At 72.3% G+C, this 15655-nt stretch carries 14 protein-coding genes; 6 read left to right on the top strand and 8 right to left on the bottom strand.

The window, feature by feature from the left end:
* Positions 1-107: 107 nt before the first annotated feature.
* Positions 108-434 (top strand): deoxyxylulose-5-phosphate synthase, encoded by a 327-nt coding sequence (locus ACIPRD_RS10170; RefSeq protein ID WP_401561815.1) that lies wholly within the window; start codon positions 108-110, stop codon positions 432-434.
* 126 nt (positions 435-560) lie between these two features.
* Here ACIPRD_RS10170 and ACIPRD_RS10165 read toward each other — a convergent pair whose 3' ends face one another.
* The 3 genes from ACIPRD_RS10165 to ACIPRD_RS10155 form a co-directional block, all read right to left on the bottom strand.
* Complete coding sequence (locus ACIPRD_RS10165; RefSeq protein WP_356411181.1) at positions 561-959, bottom strand: XRE family transcriptional regulator; 399 nt, start codon at positions 957-959, stop codon at positions 561-563.
* Positions 960-1736: 777 nt separating this feature from the next.
* Positions 1737-2423 carry an RES family NAD+ phosphorylase gene (locus ACIPRD_RS10160; protein WP_356411179.1) on the bottom strand — a complete coding sequence of 229 codons (687 nt, stop codon included), beginning with the start codon at positions 2421-2423 and terminating at the stop codon, positions 1737-1739.
* A 396-nt stretch (positions 2424-2819) separates the two neighbouring features.
* On the bottom strand, positions 2820-7337 hold the full coding sequence (locus ACIPRD_RS10155; protein ID WP_401561812.1) for a hypothetical protein: 4518 nt from the start codon (positions 7335-7337) through the stop codon (positions 2820-2822).
* A gap of 80 nt (positions 7338-7417) precedes the next feature.
* Here ACIPRD_RS10155 and ACIPRD_RS10150 point away from each other — a divergent pair, with 80 nt between their 5' ends.
* A complete protein-coding gene (locus ACIPRD_RS10150; RefSeq protein WP_401561809.1) occupies positions 7418-8923 on the top strand; it encodes a hypothetical protein in 1506 nt (501 codons plus the stop codon).
* Positions 8924-8990: 67 nt separating this feature from the next.
* On the top strand, positions 8991-9929 hold the full coding sequence (locus ACIPRD_RS10145; protein WP_401561807.1) for a GDSL-type esterase/lipase family protein: 939 nt from the start codon (positions 8991-8993) through the stop codon (positions 9927-9929).
* A 97-nt stretch (positions 9930-10026) separates the two neighbouring features.
* Here the strand turns inward: ACIPRD_RS10145 and ACIPRD_RS10140 are convergent, their stop codons facing one another.
* Both ACIPRD_RS10140 and ACIPRD_RS10135 read right to left on the bottom strand, forming a co-directional pair.
* Positions 10027-10668: a hypothetical protein gene (locus tag ACIPRD_RS10140; RefSeq protein ID WP_401561804.1), complete on the bottom strand. Its 642-nt coding sequence runs from the start codon at positions 10666-10668 to the stop codon at positions 10027-10029.
* Positions 10669-10755: 87 nt separating this feature from the next.
* Positions 10756-11688 (bottom strand): hypothetical protein, encoded by a 933-nt coding sequence (locus tag ACIPRD_RS10135; RefSeq protein WP_401561802.1) that lies wholly within the window; start codon positions 11686-11688, stop codon positions 10756-10758.
* A 57-nt stretch (positions 11689-11745) separates the two neighbouring features.
* Between ACIPRD_RS10135 and ACIPRD_RS10130 the strand changes: the two genes are divergently transcribed.
* A complete protein-coding gene (locus ACIPRD_RS10130) occupies positions 11746-11871 on the top strand; it encodes a hypothetical protein (protein ID WP_401561799.1) in 126 nt (41 codons plus the stop codon).
* 62 nt (positions 11872-11933) lie between these two features.
* Here ACIPRD_RS10130 and ACIPRD_RS10125 read toward each other — a convergent pair whose 3' ends face one another.
* The 3 genes from ACIPRD_RS10125 to ACIPRD_RS10115 all read right to left on the bottom strand — a co-directional run bounded on the left by ACIPRD_RS10125 (position 11934) and on the right by ACIPRD_RS10115 (position 13631).
* Positions 11934-12158 (bottom strand): helix-turn-helix transcriptional regulator, encoded by a 225-nt coding sequence (locus ACIPRD_RS10125; RefSeq protein WP_356411158.1) that lies wholly within the window; start codon positions 12156-12158, stop codon positions 11934-11936.
* Positions 12158-12775 (bottom strand): DUF2975 domain-containing protein, encoded by a 618-nt coding sequence (locus ACIPRD_RS10120; RefSeq protein ID WP_401561796.1) that lies wholly within the window; start codon positions 12773-12775, stop codon positions 12158-12160. Before ACIPRD_RS10120 ends, ACIPRD_RS10125 begins: the two co-directional genes overlap by 1 nt.
* A 103-nt stretch (positions 12776-12878) precedes the next feature.
* A complete protein-coding gene (locus ACIPRD_RS10115; RefSeq protein WP_401561945.1) occupies positions 12879-13631 on the bottom strand; it encodes a MarR family transcriptional regulator in 753 nt (250 codons plus the stop codon).
* A 221-nt stretch (positions 13632-13852) separates the two neighbouring features.
* Here ACIPRD_RS10115 and ACIPRD_RS10110 point away from each other — a divergent pair, with 221 nt between their 5' ends.
* Together ACIPRD_RS10110 and ACIPRD_RS10105 are read left to right on the top strand one after the other, a co-directional pair.
* The gene (locus tag ACIPRD_RS10110) at positions 13853-14542 is read left to right on the top strand and encodes a DUF4097 family beta strand repeat-containing protein (RefSeq protein ID WP_401561793.1); all 690 of its coding nucleotides are present in this window, start codon (positions 13853-13855) and stop codon (positions 14540-14542) included.
* A gap of 98 nt (positions 14543-14640) precedes the next feature.
* Positions 14641-15603 carry an ATP-binding cassette domain-containing protein gene (locus ACIPRD_RS10105; protein ID WP_356411149.1) on the top strand — a complete coding sequence of 321 codons (963 nt, stop codon included), beginning with the start codon at positions 14641-14643 and terminating at the stop codon, positions 15601-15603.
* Positions 15604-15655: the final 52 nt, after the last annotated feature.

Here is a 15655-nt window from a genome sequence, read left to right as displayed (position 1 = left end):
GCGGACGTCTCGGAAGAACGCCGCCGCTTGAGAACCGCTCTGACTCATGGCCGCCGAGCCTACCGTTCCCCAACACGTATTTCGTTAGGAGTTCTTAGGCTGCTGAAATGCCCCCTGCCAAGACGTCGTACATCTGCCTGCCCTGCCGGGTCTCGTACAAGCAGCCCTACGGCCCTGAGCGGCAACGGATCTGCCCGCGCTGTGCGCAGCCCCTGACGCACGTGGGTACGGCGTTCGCCGCGCCTCGGCGCCGGGACACCGCGGCCTGGCGGACGCTCACGGTGCTGGTGAACGCCGGTGTGGGCTTCCACATGGGCTGCTGCTGCGGCCCCGGGTACCGGCCCCGCACGCTCCGCGAGGTACGCGAACGCCTGACCCATGCGCGGCGCACGGGCGAGCCCGTGGCCAGGGCACTCGTGCGAGAGGTGCTGTGACGGGTCAGACGTCGCTCTCAAGGCGTCGCTGAGGCCTCGGTGAGGGACGTCCAGTGGTGGACGGTGTTCCGGTGGGAGCCGGTCTCCGTGCCCACGGCCACCGCTTCCGCCTGATCCGGCCGGAGGTCAGGTGCCGTCGACGTAGGCGCGGGCGGCCGCCATGACGTCACGGTGGCGGCCCTCGGCGATCACGCTGAGCGGGGCCTCGTCGTCGAGTTGGGGGTTCATGCCGATCAGCCAGGCGCGGGCGGTGTAGAGGCTCTCCGCGTCCTGGATGAGCTGGAAGACCTGGAGGGCCGCGCGCAGCCGTTGCTCGGCCTCGGGCCTCGGTGTGTTCTCTCCTGACGCCCACTTGCCGACCTGACGGTGATCACTGAGGTTGGTGATACGCGCCGTCAGCCGCTGGCCGAGGTTGTCCTGGAGGAACCTGGCGATGTCGGCGATGGACATGCGCACGGTGGTCAGGTGCGCTTTGACGGCGGCTTCGTCGCTTCTTGTCGTGGTCGGTTCGGCGGTGGACGTCATGGTTGTCTCCCTTGTGTCGTGACGGGCGCCGGCCGGGGATGCTCGGTCGTCGGTCAGACAGCGGGTGGTCTCGAGCGGATCGGTCGTGTTCGGAGTGGTCGCGCGGGGCCGTATCGGAAAGGTGGGGCGGCTGCGCGTGTACGGCGGTCGGGCCGCCGCCAACAGGAGCTGCGGCATGGGCGGTTCGGTGCGGACGCGCCGCCCGGCCTCGCGGGAATCCACGCTTCGGTGCGGCACACCGTCACGTCGGCGGGAATTCCCGGTTCAGTGCGGTCGTGCCGCCATGCCTCGGGGGAATCCGGCCGGATCCTCCCGGGGACACGGAGGATGCGGCGCGCGGCCGGCCGCGGCGAGAGCAGTCGACGCGCGGTCTGTCGTCGCGGGGGCAGCCGGTGCGCGGCCGGTCGTCGCGGGGGCAGCCGGTGCGTGGCCGGTCGTCGTGGGGGCAGTCGTCGTACGGCCTCGGGAGGCCGGCAGACGTGGGCCTGGACGTGCGGGTGATGAGCCGCCGAGGGTGGGGTCCACACTGATCCCTTCCTGTTTCGCGTACCGTCACGGTAGCCATATCCCACCCGCTTCTCCAGCGATTCGCGTCAATGCGCCATAACGGTCATCGCCCGCAATCACCGCTCGGAAAACGGCACTTCGATGGGTGACGTGCGGTTTCCCTGTTCCGGCACGGCGGTTCGGCCTCGGGTGGGGTCCTGTTGTTCGTTCGTTTGGGCTACGCGTTTTTCGGGGCTGACCCGACGGGTTTTTAAGGGGGTCCGGGCGGAGTCAGCGGATGGTGAGTCCGTACTCCTTGGCGACCGTGCGAAGCCCTTCCATTTCCGGCCAGATGGGCTGGGACTCGACCTCCGTCAGCGGGGTGGGTTCGAAGACGGCCCAGCATTCGCGTGCCGCAAAGCGCGAGCGGTAGACGATGCCGCTGATGAGCGGACGCCGCGCACTGTCGCACTGGTCGACGGCCCACGCGGCGATGGCGCGGGTGACCCGGCGGTCGGAGCCCTGGATGTGCTCGTGGGTGAGCCTCGCGATGTCGAGTTCGGCGAGCGTGGGGCGGAGGCGGTGGTGGATGCTGCGGAGGGTGTCCTCGTCGTCGACGTCGAGGAAGCGGGCGTCCTTGTCGGGCATGAGCCGTACCAGGGTGTGGCGGGTACGCCAGTCCCGGGGCAGGTGTCCGGGCGGCATGTAGGAGGGCTCGGGCCAGTCGTCCTCGATGACCTCGCGCATTTCGCTCGAGACCCGGAAAGGGGCCAGCGCCTCGGCGAAGCAGCCCTCGAACTCGGAGGCGCAGTAGAGGGTTCCGCCGCTCACCAGGCTCCACCGGTTGCCGCTGGACCGGTCGGCGTCGACGGCCGCGATCTGGTTGTACCTGACGGGATCCTTCGCTTTGCCCAGGTGCCAGACTCCGCGTTCGGGGGCCGGGACAAGGCGCACCTGTGGGTACGTCTCCTGGGACATGCGCCGCTCCTTAGGGGCGGGCGCGTGAGGAAGGTGCCCGCCGTGTGGCCGGGCAGCGTGCTGTGGTGTGGAGCATGCCCGGGCTGTATGGGATGTACGGACAGGTGCGCCGGCCCTGGGACGGTGTGCGCCTGCCGCGGCAGGGCTCTTCTCCGGTGAGCCGATGCCGAACGATCATTCTTGGGGATGTGCTGGTCCCCTGTGGTGTGAACCGACATAGGACGTAGGGCGCGTGTGGGCGTTCAGGGGGGCGCGTGTCGTCTTGCGCACCACCCGGCGAGCCCTGCTCGCCCCCTCGGCGGTCCACCGCGCGCCACCGGAGCCGCTTCCCCGCGCACGGGGCTCGCATGCAGACCACCCGTCGAGGTGGACCTCCCCCGCACGGGACTCGCGTGTTCACCACCCGTCGAGGTGGACCTCCACGACGGCGACTCCGGCGTCACCGGTGAGCGTGAGTGTGGTGACGGCGGGCTCCGTGCCCGGGTGCGCGGTCAGGGTGTGGACGCGGTTCCCCACGGCGAGTTGCAGGACGCACCGCCCGGTCACCGTGTCCCAGACGCGGACGGTTCCGTCGCGGGAGGCGCTGGCGAGGTGGGCCCGGGGGCGGGGGTGCGGGCCGGTCCACGCGGTGACGGCGTCGATGACGTCGGTGTGCCCGCGCAGGTGGCCGGTGACGGCGGTGCGCCGGAGCAGGTTCCACACCCGCAGGGTGTCGTCCCCCGCGGTGATCAGCTGCGGCCCGTCAGGGGTGCGGGGGTCGACGGCGAGCGCGGTGACGACGCCCTGGTCGCAGCGGAACGCGTGGCTGGGCCGGTCTTCGCCGGGGGACCAGAGGCGGACGGTGCCGTCGGCGCTGCCGGAGGCGATCCACACCTGTCCCGAGGGGTCGGTGCACGCGGTGACGGCGCGGACGCTGTACTCGTGCGGCCAGGTCCTCAGCGGGGCGCCGGTGGAGAGGTCCCAGAGGCGGACGGTGTGATCCTCGCCGGCGCTGACCAGGAGCCGGCGTGTTCCGTCGAAACAGGTGGCGAGGGTGTGGACCGGCCGCCGGTGGCCGCTGAGAGCGGGGACGGCGGGACGGGCCGCGTCCGGGACGAGCGGCCGCCAGGCGCGGATGACGCAGTCGCCGGCCGCCCACAGCACGTGCCGTCCGCCGTCGTGCTCGTACCAGGTGAGGGCGGTGACGGCCTGTCCGGAGGGCAGGGTCATGCTGTCCTCGCTGGTGCCGGTGTGCGGGTTCCAGATCTGGACGACGCCGGGGTAGCCGACGGCGAGCCGCAGGTCGGCCGCCCCGGTGCCCGTGGCGGCGGCCGCGCGTGCGGCGGGGGCCGGGACGGCACCCTTCAGCGCGCCGCGTACGTCACCGTCGGTCCAGGTGCGGACGGTGTTGTCGTTGGAGCAGGAGATGAGGACGGCGCCGGGGGTGCCGGTGACGGGGTGCAGGGCGGTGACCGTGTCGGCGTGGCCGGTCAGCGATCCGGCCCTGGTGCGCGTGGCGGGGTTCCACAGGTCGATGGTGCTGCCGCGGCCGACGGCGACGAGGTGTACGCCGTCGCAACTCAGACCGGCGAGGGCGGTGATGGCGTGGTCGGCGGCGGGGACGGGGTCGCCGGCGGCGGCGGGCAGGGTCCAGAAGGTGAGGGTGCCGTCGTGGTGGCCGGCGACGATCTGGCCGGGGACGGTGGTGCCGGCCAGGGTCCGCACGGCGGCGCCCAGGGGGTGTTCGGCGAGGATGTGGCCGGTGGCGGTGCAGCGCACGGTGAGGGTATCGCCGGCGCAGACGAGGACGTCGCGGCCCTCGCGCGTACGGCTGACGAGCGCGGCGAAGGCCGAGGGTTCGGCGGGATGCGGCCGAAGTTCGGTGAGCTTCCGCTCGCTCCGGCACTCGCCCTGACGGCCGTCCCGATGGCCGTGCCGGCGCTCGCCCAGGTGGTCGCGCGGGCGCTCGCCCTCGTGGTCGTCCTCGTGGTCGTCCTCGTGGCCGCCCTGGTGGTCCTCCCAGGCGGTGACCTTGCCGCGGCCGTCGACGGCGATGACGGTGAGCACGCCGGAGACCGACCGGAAGGCGGTCAGCGCGGCGGTCCAGGTGTGGGGGTGGACGAAGTGATGGAGCAGCATGCGGCCGGTGGCGTCCCAGACGCGGACGGTTCCGTCGGTGCTGCCGGAGACGAGGACGGTGCGTTCGCCGTCGGAGACCAGGCGCAGGCAGCGCACCGCGCCGTCGTGGGCACGGATGCGGTCGCCGAGCACGGCGCCGGTGGTCGCGTCGAGCAGGTCGACCAAGCCCGTCTCGCTTCCCAGGGCGATCAGTTGGCGCGTGCCGTCGCTCAGTGCCGTCATGGCCAGGAAGCGCTGTTTGACGGTGGCGAGGACGTTGGCGGGAGGCGTCCACCGCGACCAGAGCACCCGGAGCTGTGAACCGTCCAGGCGGGCGCTGTCCTCCGGCACGGCCGTCGCGGGCAGACCGGGGAACCGCATGGCGGTGTGCGCGAGATGGAGGCTCGAACAGCGCGAGGGGAGGTCGGCGTGCTGGATGTAGGGCTCGATGGCGGCCCAGGCGTGCAGCCACCAGCGGTTGCCGAGGTCCGGGTGGGGCAGCCGCAGCAGCCCTCGTACGGCATCGCCGGCGACCCAGGGCAGCAGGCTGGGCGGCAGGTGCTCGTCGTCGAGGACGCCTCCGAGCGCGGCGTGCCGGGCCAGGTGGCGGGCGAGGTAGGGGTGCGGTTGCTTGCCGGCGTCGCGTCCGGCCAGCGGGGCGAGGGCCGCGGTGATGGCCTTGTGCGCCTGCCGGTCGGCGGCATCGGGTAATGCGTCGCGTTCGGGCTGGCTCACTGCCTCGTCCCCCTCGGTCGGCCAGCGGCGCAGCAGCCAGACCAGTTGTTCGTGAGCCGGCCGGTACACCCTGCGGTCGTCCTCGATGTCGTGTGTGAGATACCCGGCGAGGCGGCCGTTCAGAAGTCTCGTGATGTGTGAATCGGCGTCGGGGATCGCGCGGCCGGCCAATGCCTGGGCGGCGGCGGGCCAGACCGCCGCCCAGGGCAGCCCCTGGCCGAGCGCGAACGCGGTGGCGCGCAGCAGGGCGAGTGCGGTGGCGGTCCGGGGGCCGGAGGGGTCGGCCTGCTTGAGGTCTTCCTGGAACAGAGCGAGCGTGCCGGCGGCGGCCCGGGTCCTCCAGAACGGATTGTCCAGTTGCCCGGGACCCTCCTCGATGAGCCGCTGTGCGGCGAGGCGGGCGTCGAGGAAGGAGCGGCCCACCAGTCCGGCGACGGCTCGGGCCGCCTCCTCGCGCAGTCGGGGCTGTTCGCGGGCCCAGGGCGCGGCTCCGAGCAGGGCCTGGACGTATGCCGGGATCTCCTTGGCGGCGTCGTCGTCGGTGCGCACGAGTTCGGCGGCCGGAAAGGCGGCGCGCAGCTGCCCGAGCGGCCCGGATTCGGTCGTGCCGTCGGCGGCCTGCGCCTGCGTGGAGCGGGGGGTGCTGCTGCGCACGGCCAGGACGAGGCGCAGCGGACGCCCCGCCGCGGCCGGCGGACCCGCGGAGGTGGTCTGCGTGGGGATGAGGACGTCGGACGGGTCCTTGCGGTGGCGACCGCGGGAGGCGGCGACCAGGGGCTGGAGGACGTCGCGGAGGCAGGCGGCGGGGTCGACGGCCTCGTCGAAGGCGTCGATCACCACCGTGAGGGGTCGTTCGTCGGGGACGCGCAGCGCCGCGGCGAGGATGTCCTGCCAGTGGCGCACCGGGTCGCCGCCGGCCGTGGGGGGAGGTGGGGGCGGTCCGGGCAGACGGGTGGCGATCGCTTCGAGGAGGCTCACGGAGCCGCGGTTGCGGGCCGTCACGGCCACGTCGACGGCCCCGGCGGGCGGGAGGCGGCCGTCCTGGGCGGAGTCGAGCGCGTGACGGTAGGAGGGGTCGGCGCGCGTCGCGGGCTCGCTCAGGGTGACGGTACGGGCGAGGAGGGCGGACTTGCCGGTGGCGGCGGCGCCCGTGACGATGACGATGACCGCGCGCCGGTGCAGGAATTCGGTCATCTTCAGCGTCACCGACGAGCGGCCGTTCAGGTACCAGTGGGAGTCCCTCCCGCCGTCCTCCGTGAGCCATGCGTCCAGTTCCCCGGCGGGTAAGGCGAGTTCGGCGCGCTCGGGCGGCAGCAGTGAACGCTGCGCCCGGAAGCCGGGGTTGGGCAGCGTGGGCAGCCACTGCCTGCCCGGTTTGGACTTCAGCACCGTCTGGGGGCCGGGTAGCCGCTCGTCGGGGTGGGTGAGTCCGAGTTCGGCGTTGAGTTCGTCGGTCGCGTGCTCCAGCGCGTCGGTGAACTCGTCGATGGTGAGGTGGGGCCGGGTGATGTCGCTGACGTCCCGCAGCCGTTGATGCGCCTTGTCCAGGACGGTGGCGAACTCCAGCGCCCGGACCTGCGAGTCGGTGTCGGTGGTGGCGATGACGTTGATGCTGCGGCTCCGGTCCAGGTCCAGGTCCCGTCTCCACTGGTGCAGTTCGGCTTCGATGCCCTGGGCGTGACAGGCGTTGAGGATGACGAGGACGTGCCGGGCGTGGGAGTCCAGTGCGGCGACGACCGCCTCGTTGGTCGGCATGCCGGTGGCGAGGAGCCGGGTGTCCCGGGTGGCGGGCAGCCGCAGGAAGTGGCGCTGGGAGGTGCCCAGTACGCCGTGCGAGGAGATGAAGAGGACGAGGGGGACCTGTTGCGGGGTCTCCCTCAACCGCTGCTCGTGGAGGAAGCGTTCGATGTCGTACCGGACGTGCGGTTCGACGCGGCGCTCGGTGAAGCCGTCCGGGGAGTCCGCCCACCATTCGCGTACGACGCGCAACTGCTGTTCCAGGGCTTCGGTGAAGCCCCGGGTGCCGGGGTCGTCCACGGCGATCACCGCCAGGACGCCGGTACCGGCCGGCGGGCCGTCCATTACCGCATGCGCACCGGCCTGGTAGTGATCTTCCGCATTGTCCCCTTCCTCTTGAAACATGCCGCCTATTGTTCACGCCCATGAACCACGCGACCGGCCGATCGGCCAATCCCGACGACGCGTCACCCGTGAGCGGGAACGTCACCCAGGACGCCGTCGTCATCGTGCCCGGCATCATGGGCAGCGCGCTGCGCGACACCGCCACGGGCCGGCTGCTCTGGGGCCTGTCCGGTACCCGCTGGCTGGTCAGGGCCTGGACCGGCCGCGACGGGCTGGCGGCGCTGCGCATGACCGACGACGAACTCGCGGGGCGGTTCGGACGCGTCACAGCGACCGGACTGCTGCGTCACTCCGCCTGGACGCCGCACCTGAGGGGCTTCGAGCCCTACACCGCGCTGGGTGCCGCGATGCGCCGGTGCGTGCCCGATCCCGCGGCCGTCCTGGAGTTCGCCTACGACTGGCGGCTCCCGGTCGCGGTCAACGGCCGGCTTCTGGCCGCCGCCGCGCGAAAGCACCTCATGGACTGGCGGGCTCATCCCGCCCATGACGCGGCCCGCCGGCTGCGCCGGGACGAGACGCCGGCGCGCCTGGTGTTCGTCTCCCATTCGATGGGAGGGCTGGTCACCCAGGCCGCCCTCGATCCCGTGCACGACTCGGATCTGGCCGGCGACACGCGGGCGGTCCTCACCCTGGGCACGCCCTTCCACGGAGCGGTCAAGGCGGTCTCCATCCTCAACAGCGGTCGCGGTACCCCCGTACCCCTCCCCCACGGCAGACTGCGGCGGCTCTGCGCGACGATGCCCGGCCTGCACGACCTGCTTCCGCGGTACACCTGCGTGCTGGAGGGCGCTTCGGCACGCCGCCTCACGCCCGGTGACGTCGCCGGGATCGGCGGAGACCCGGATCTCGCGCGCCTCGCCGCCGACGACGCCGTCCGGCGTGAGGCCGTCGCCCTGCCCGGCCACCACGCCGTCGTCGGTGTCCGCCAGGAGACGACGCAGAGTCTGTCGATCGACGGCGGTGTCGTCCACGCCCACTGCCACACGGTGCGCCGCCACAGCGACGACTCCTTCATCCGGCACCCGGACGGACGGCTCGCCACCTTCGACTGCGAGGGTGACGGCACGGTGTCCACCGAGTCGGCCGCCCTCGGCGCCTTCACCACTCCCCTGCCCCTCCAGCACGGCGCCGTCGCCGCCGATCCGTTCGCCATGGACGCACTGGCGGAACTGGTCCGGGGCGACCGGCACCTCGGGCCCCCGATGGGCGGTGCGGGCTGCGGCCTGGACACACCCGACCTCGCCGAGGCCGGCTCCCCCTGGACCATGACGATCCGCGGCCCTGCGTCGCCGTCGGGAGTGACCTGCCGTGTCGAGCGCCTGGACGGCACGGAACTGCCGCCCGCGCGGCTGTCGCTGCACAACCGCCGCCTCACCGCGACCGTCCGGGCCGACGAACCGGGCCTGTACCGCGTCACCGTGCGGAGCAGGGACAACAGCCGCGTGTCCCAGCTGGTCCTGGTGGCCCCGCCCGGCGGGGCCGAAGCGGACGGGAATGAGGACACATCACCGGACCAGCCCTGGTAACCACTCCTCTGACCTGCGCGTTTAGGGTGGCCTGACCGTTCCATGACGAAAGGCCGCGGCGCTCAAGGTGACCGACTCCCGCTCCCACAAGCTGTTCTCCTTCGGCACACTGCTGGACGAGCAGGTGCAGAAGACCCTGTTCGGTCGGACCGTTCCCCGCTCACCGGCGGCGCTGGCCGGCCATACGACCAGGCCCCTGCCCATCACCGACCCGGCCGTGATCGCCACCAGCGGCCTGGACGTCCACCTCACGCTGAAGCGCGAGATCGGGGCCGTGGTCGAGGGTGCCGTCCTGCACCTCACCGACGAGGACCTCGCCGCGGCCGACGGCTACGAGGTCGACGACTACGCCCGCAGGCGCGTGCTGCTGTCCTCCGGGGAGAGCGCCTGGGCCTATCTGGACGCGAAGCCGCTGCGCCCGGCGGCGCGGGTCGTGATCGTGGGCGACAGCATCGCCTACGGCCGCTGCGACCCCGCGGGCGGGTGGACGGCGCGCCTCGCGGCCGCCCACATCGCGGCGAACGAGAGGGACCACCGGGTGTTCAATCTGGCCGTCCCCGGCAGCACGCTGGCCGACGTCTGCGAGCAGACGCCCGCGCTGCTGGCTCCCCGCCTGCCCGACACCCTGCTCGTCGCCGCCGGCGTCAACGACAGCGCCGAGCCGCTCGTCGCGGCTCCGGCCCGCAGCGACGGACCGGCGGCGGTCGCGGACCGGCTCGCCTCACTGGCGGGTACGGCCAGGCGCCACAACGCGCGACTCGTCGTCGCGGGACCCACGTGGCTCGACGAGGCGCGCACCGGCGACCACGAGGGGCTGCGCTTCACCCTGGCCCGGACGGCTGCCCTGCGGGAGACCATGCGGTCCTGGTGCGCCGTCAACCACGTCGACTTCCTCGACCTGTGGGAACCGCTGCGCGGCAGGACCGAACTGCTCTCGGACGGTCTGCATCCCACAGCCGGGGGACACGAGGTGCTCCACCGGTACGTCACCGCTGTCGGCCACTGAGCCTCGAACGGGATCGGCGCCCCCCGCCTGCCTTCGGAGGGGCGGCGTCGAAGGCAGGCGAGGGGCGCCGTCCTGGATTCCGCCCAAGCGCCACCGCTCACGCGGGCGGTCGCCCCGTGCCCGGCCGGTTCCGGCTCCGCTTCCCGCGGGCGACCTCGTCCCGGGGCGCGGACACCGGGCGCGGCCGGACGGAGCGCCATCGTGGCGCGTCGTCGTCGGGTACGTCCGGGGAGGCGAAGTGGAAGGGCACGCCGAGGTGGGCGGCCAGCGCCCGGCCCGCCTCTGCCGCGGCGGGTCCCGGAGGTGAACCGCCGGGCCCGCGGTAGACCGTCGCCACGCAGGCCTCGCCCTCCGGATCGTCCAGGAGCACGAGCAGCAGTACGAACCAGTCGTGCACGGTGTCGCCGTCCCACAGCGCCTCGACCGCGGTCACGCGCCCGGTGAGCGCCTCGGCGCGGGCGGCCAGGGACGGGGTGTCCAGCGGATCGGGCGGTGTGCGCCGCACCCGGTCGCCGAGGGCGTCGTACCGGCTCTGGACCACCCGCTCCGCCTCGTGGAGGCCGAGTCCCAGGGGGCGCAGGGCCTCCCATACGGTTCTGACCGCCGAGATCCTGCGGTCGCGGAGCACTTCGGCGTCGGTCTCCTCCCGGGTCCGCTCCTCCAGGTACGTCCACCAGCTCCTCACGGGGCGGTGGTCGACGATGCCGGGAGAAACGTCATGGCGTCGACGGTACTCCACGCCGGTCAGGGCGCGGCATCCGGCGGCGCTGTCGTAGCCGTCGGCGATGCTGTCGCGGCGGCCGGCTCGCGCGCGGGCGTGCCGGGCTCAGAGACGGGGCCAGGCGCGGCCGGCGGTGACTTCGCGCTCGATGCGGCGCCACTCGGGTTCGCCGCCGGGCAGCGGCCATGACCAGGTGGGCCGGGCCTTGGTGGCGAGGTCGTGGAGGCTGCGGGCCAGTCGCGGCCCGGCGGTCGCGGCGCCGTCCGGGACGGTGGGCCCGTGGACGGCGCGGAGTGCGGCGAAGCGGGCCAGTTCACGTTCGTAGGAGTCCACGGCGGCGTGCACACCCGCGGCGAGGTCGTCGCGCGGTGTGATGCGGTCGAGTCGAAGGACAGGGGGCTCGACGGACTCGGCGATGGCCGCGGCGAGCCGGGCGTGCCCGTCCAGGATCAGGTGGCAGTCCAGTCCGCTGACCCACCACAACAGGACGGGCGGGAGGCTCCCTTCGCGGACCTGTTTGCGGTACGCCTTGACCCGGCTGTCGTCCGGACCGGGCACGGGCCGCAGCGGAAAGACCTCCCACGACACGGAGTGGACGAACCAGTCGATGTATCCGCCGGGATGCCCCTCGACGAGCATCGAGCTCCAGTACTCCGCGTGCGAGGTGGCATCGGGGCGCCAGCGCGGGAGGGGACTCTCGGGCGTGAGCAGCCATCGCCCCTCGTGCAAGGGGCTGTCGGGCGACTCGGCGAGGTGGTGCGCGAAGCGGTGGGCCCAGCGTCGCGGGCTGCCCGCGAGGGCACGTCCGGCGTCGGCGCGCAGGGGCGGGAGGCAGGAGCGGTAGTCGTCGGTGCGCCAGAAGTCCACGCCGGCGAGGTGCTCGTCGACCTCGGCGAGCAGCACCGGGTGTGAGTCCTGGGAGACCAGCAGCCGCTGCCCGGCGCCGAACACGCACAGGCCCGGCCGCCGGGGTCGCCGTACGTCCAGGGACAGGCCCAGCCACGTGCCGTCGTCCCGGAGGACCTCCTCGCGCCGCATGCCGGCCATCCTATGCGGGGCCCGGACGGCGGATCCTGTGAGCACCAGGCTGCGCCGATGGCCAGCGTGACCGGGACATCCAACAGCCCTGCGCACACCGCGGATCGGGGACGGGCGAACGTCCACGCCGACTTCGCGGAGGCGTACGCGGCGGAGAACGAGAACGGCCTCGTGAACGCGTGACCTGTTCCCCGACGGCTTCCTCGGCCCGGAGGCACCGGGAGCCGGACCCGCCGTGGCCGGGGTCAGTCCTCGCGGACGCTGAGCAGGTCGCCGGGCTGGCAGTTCAGCGCGCGGCAGATCGCGGTGAGGGTGGAGAAGCGGATCGCTTTCGCGCGGTCGTTCTTCAGGATCGAGAGGTTGACGACCGTCACGTCCACCCGGGCCGCCAGCTCGGACAGCGTCATGCCGCGCTCCGCCAGCAGCCGGTCCAGGTGGGAGGTGACCCGGTGCTCCTCCTCAGGTGGCATCAGACCAGTCCCTCGGTGTCGGCACGAAGCCTGGCACCGCGCCGGAAGACCTCGCTCAGGGCCAGGAGGAGCAGGGCGAGCAGGATGTACTCGCCGCTGAAGGTGATGGTGAACGGGATGCGCTCGGCCACTGCGGTGTTCCGCACCAGCAGGGCCGTGGTGAGCGTGGGCAGCACGGGCGAGAGCACGGCCTGCACCAGCACCGTGAGCCCGATGACGGTCAGGCGCCGCGCGTTCCTCGGCACGAAGACGTCGCCGCCCCGCAGCGTCCGGGCCATCTGGAACAGCAGGATCAGGACGAGGAGCAGGAACAGGCTCCCGATGACGTCCGGCAGCACGAGCAACACGCGCTGGCCCAGGTCGGGATGGGCGAGGACGAGTTCGGCCCGGCGGGTGCCGTTGAGGGTCATGCCGTGGCCCGCCGGGTCGGACACGGTGCCTGTCAGGCGGGACACGGTCCCGACCTCGACCTCACGGTTCGCCACGGGGTCGATGAGGCCGGTGACTCCGAGGACGGGGAGCACCACCCCGAACACCGCGTCCAGGAGAACGGCAAGGCCCAGAAGTACTTCCAGTAACCGGCTGTCGGTCCGGTTCCACCAGTGCTTGACACCCACGGTTCCCCCCGTAGATCGCAGTGTGCATATCGCTTTTCGATACTATCGATAAACGATATGCACACTGTCAAGGGAGTACGCACAGACAGCGCGTGACCGTCCGTCAGCGGTCTCGGTCCGGTGCGGCGGCGGTGTCCACGGGCGTGCCGGCGCCCTCATGGAGGATGGCGCGGGCCTGGCCGGCGGCGCGGGCGATGTTCTCCGAGACGAAGTCGGCGAACCGGGCGATGTTCTCGAGGCGGGTGCCCGCCGGCGTGTCCCGGCCGTAGACGGCGACGCCCTGCCGTGCGGTCTCGACTATGCGGGCGGTGGCCTGGGCACTGGCCATCGTCGACTCGTACCAGACGTCGTTGTCGACGGCATAGCGTTCGCGGCGCCGTTCGTCGCGTTCCCGTCGGACCAGACCCTGACTCTCCAGGTACGCGACCGCCTTGGACACGGACGCCGGGCTGACCTGGAGCCGCTCGACGAGTTCGGACGCGGTGAGACTGCCCGCGTCGGTGATGGAGATGCAGGCCAGCACCCGGGCCATCATCCTGGGCGTGCCCGTCTGCATGAGAACGGTGGCGAGCTTCTCCTCGTAGGCGCGCACCGCCTCCGCGTCCCGTCCGTGCTCCTGCGGCAGGGGCTTCGCAGACCGCGGTCCGGCCGGCGTGCGCCGTCGCGCACGGCGTTCCGTCGCGCGGTGGGCGACGTCGGGGCGGTAGGCGTCGGGGCCGCCGTTGCGCAGGACCTCGCGCGTGACGGTCGAGGTCGGACGGTCGAGCCGTCGGGCGATCTCCGCGTAGGCGAGGCCGTCGGCCAGCCCCAGCGCGATCTCGCGACGCTCCTGCTCGGTGAGCCTGCCTCCCGGCATCGTGGTCTCCTTCGTGGCCCGTGGTGCCGTCAGCATAGCGTTCACCTCCATTTCATTGCAACGAACACCTCTCCACTGTTGCATTAGGCGCAAGACCATTGCAATGAAAAGAGCTTCTCGAGCTGCACTTACCGCAGTTGCACGCAACGAACCTGTTGCCAGACCTTTGAACGCAACGTAGCGTTTCCTTCATCAGAAACGAGAAACCGAGGGAGCGCACCATGGCGAAGAACGAGAACGTGACGCGGAAGTTCGACACCCCGGCCCCGGTCTCGGCCGTCCTCGACATCCCCGCGGGCCGCATCCGGTTCATCGCCGCCGACCGGTCCGACACCACGGTCGCGGTCCTGCCGGCCGACGCGTCCAGGAACCGGGACGTGAAGGCGGCGGAACGCACCACGGTGTCCTACGGCGACGGCGTCCTGCGGATCGAGGCCGAACCGGCGCGGAACCGCATCCTCGGGCCGTCCGGATCCGTCGAGGTGACGGTCCAGCTGCCCGCGGGCTCCCGGGTCGACGCGAAGGCGGCCTGGGCCGAACTCCGCGGCGTGGGACGGCTCGGTGACGTCGTCTTCGAGGGCGCGCAGGCCACGGTCAAGCTCGACGAGACCGCCGCCGTGCGGCTCAGCGTGCTCGACGGCGGCATCACGGTCGGCCGTCTGGGCGGCCCGGCCGAGATCAGCACGCAGCGGGGGGACATCAGTGTCACCGAGGCCGAGGGCGGAACGATCGGGCTGCGCACCGAGCACGGCGACATCACGGTCGGCGCGGCTCGCGGAGTCTCCGCCTCCCTGGACGCCGGCACCTCCTACGGCCGGATCCACAACGCGCTCGTGAACACCGGGGGTTCGGCCGTCCTGAACGTCCGCGCGACCACCTCCTACGGCGACATCACCGCCCGCAGCCTGTGAGCCCCCGCATCCCCCGCACAGCCCGGCACTCCCGCACCTCCGCACAACCCCGCATCCCGCATCCCGCATCCCGCATCCCGCATGAAGGAGTACCCGTCGTGACCGACCTGGCCATCGCGGTGAACGGACTGCGCAAGTCCTACGGCGACAAGACCGTCCTCGACGGCATCGACCTGGCCGTACCGGAAGGCACCGTCTTCTCCCTGCTCGGCCCGAACGGGGCCGGCAAGACCACCGTGGTCAAGATCCTCTCCACCCTCGTATCCCCCGGCCCCGACAGCGGACGGATCCTCGTCGGCGGCCACGATCTCGCCACCGACCCGCAGGCGCTGCGCGCCTCGATCGGGGTCACCGGACAGTTCTCCGCCGTCGACGGCCTGATCACCGGCGAGGAGAACATGCTCCTCATGGCGGACCTGCACCACCTGCCCAAACCGGAGGGGCGGCGGGTGGCCGCCGGACTGCTGGAGCGCTTCGGCCTCACCGAGGCCGCGTCGAAGCCCGCGTCCACCTACTCCGGCGGCATGAAACGCCGCCTCGACATCGCCATGACGCTGGTGGGCGGTCCACGGATCATCTTCCTGGACGAGCCGACCACCGGTCTCGATCCGCGGTCACGTCACCAGATGTGGCAGATCGTCCGCGAACTCGTGGCCGACGGCGTCACCGTGTTCCTGACCACGCAGTACCTGGAGGAGGCGGACGAACTCGCCGACCGGATCGCCGTGCTCCACGGTGGCGTGCTCGTCGCCGAGGGCACGGCGGAGGAGCTCAAGCGGATCGTGCCCGGCGGACACGTCCGGCTCCGCTTCAACGGCCCGGACGCCTACCGGGACGCCGTCTCCGCGCTCGGCACGGCTTCACGGGACGACGACTCCCTCACCCTGCGCATCCCGAGCGACGGCAGCCAGGGCGCGCTGCGCTCGGTCCTGGACCAGCTGGACGCGGCCGGCGTAGAGGCCGACGAGCTGACCGTGCACACCCCCGACCTCGACGACGTCTTCTTCGCCCTGACCGGCGGCGCCGGCATCCCCGACCAGCCCAAGGAGGCTGTCCGATGAACTCCCCCGTCACCTCCGCCCGTCCGGCCTCTTCCGCGCCGGCCCGCCCGGC

The sequence above is a fragment of the Streptomyces sp. NPDC090108 genome (genome assembly GCF_044747185.1).
GTDB lineage: Bacteria > Actinomycetota > Actinomycetes > Streptomycetales > Streptomycetaceae > Streptomyces.
The sequence above is the reverse complement of the archived record's forward strand: the minus strand, read 5'-3'. Positions and strand labels throughout refer to the sequence as shown.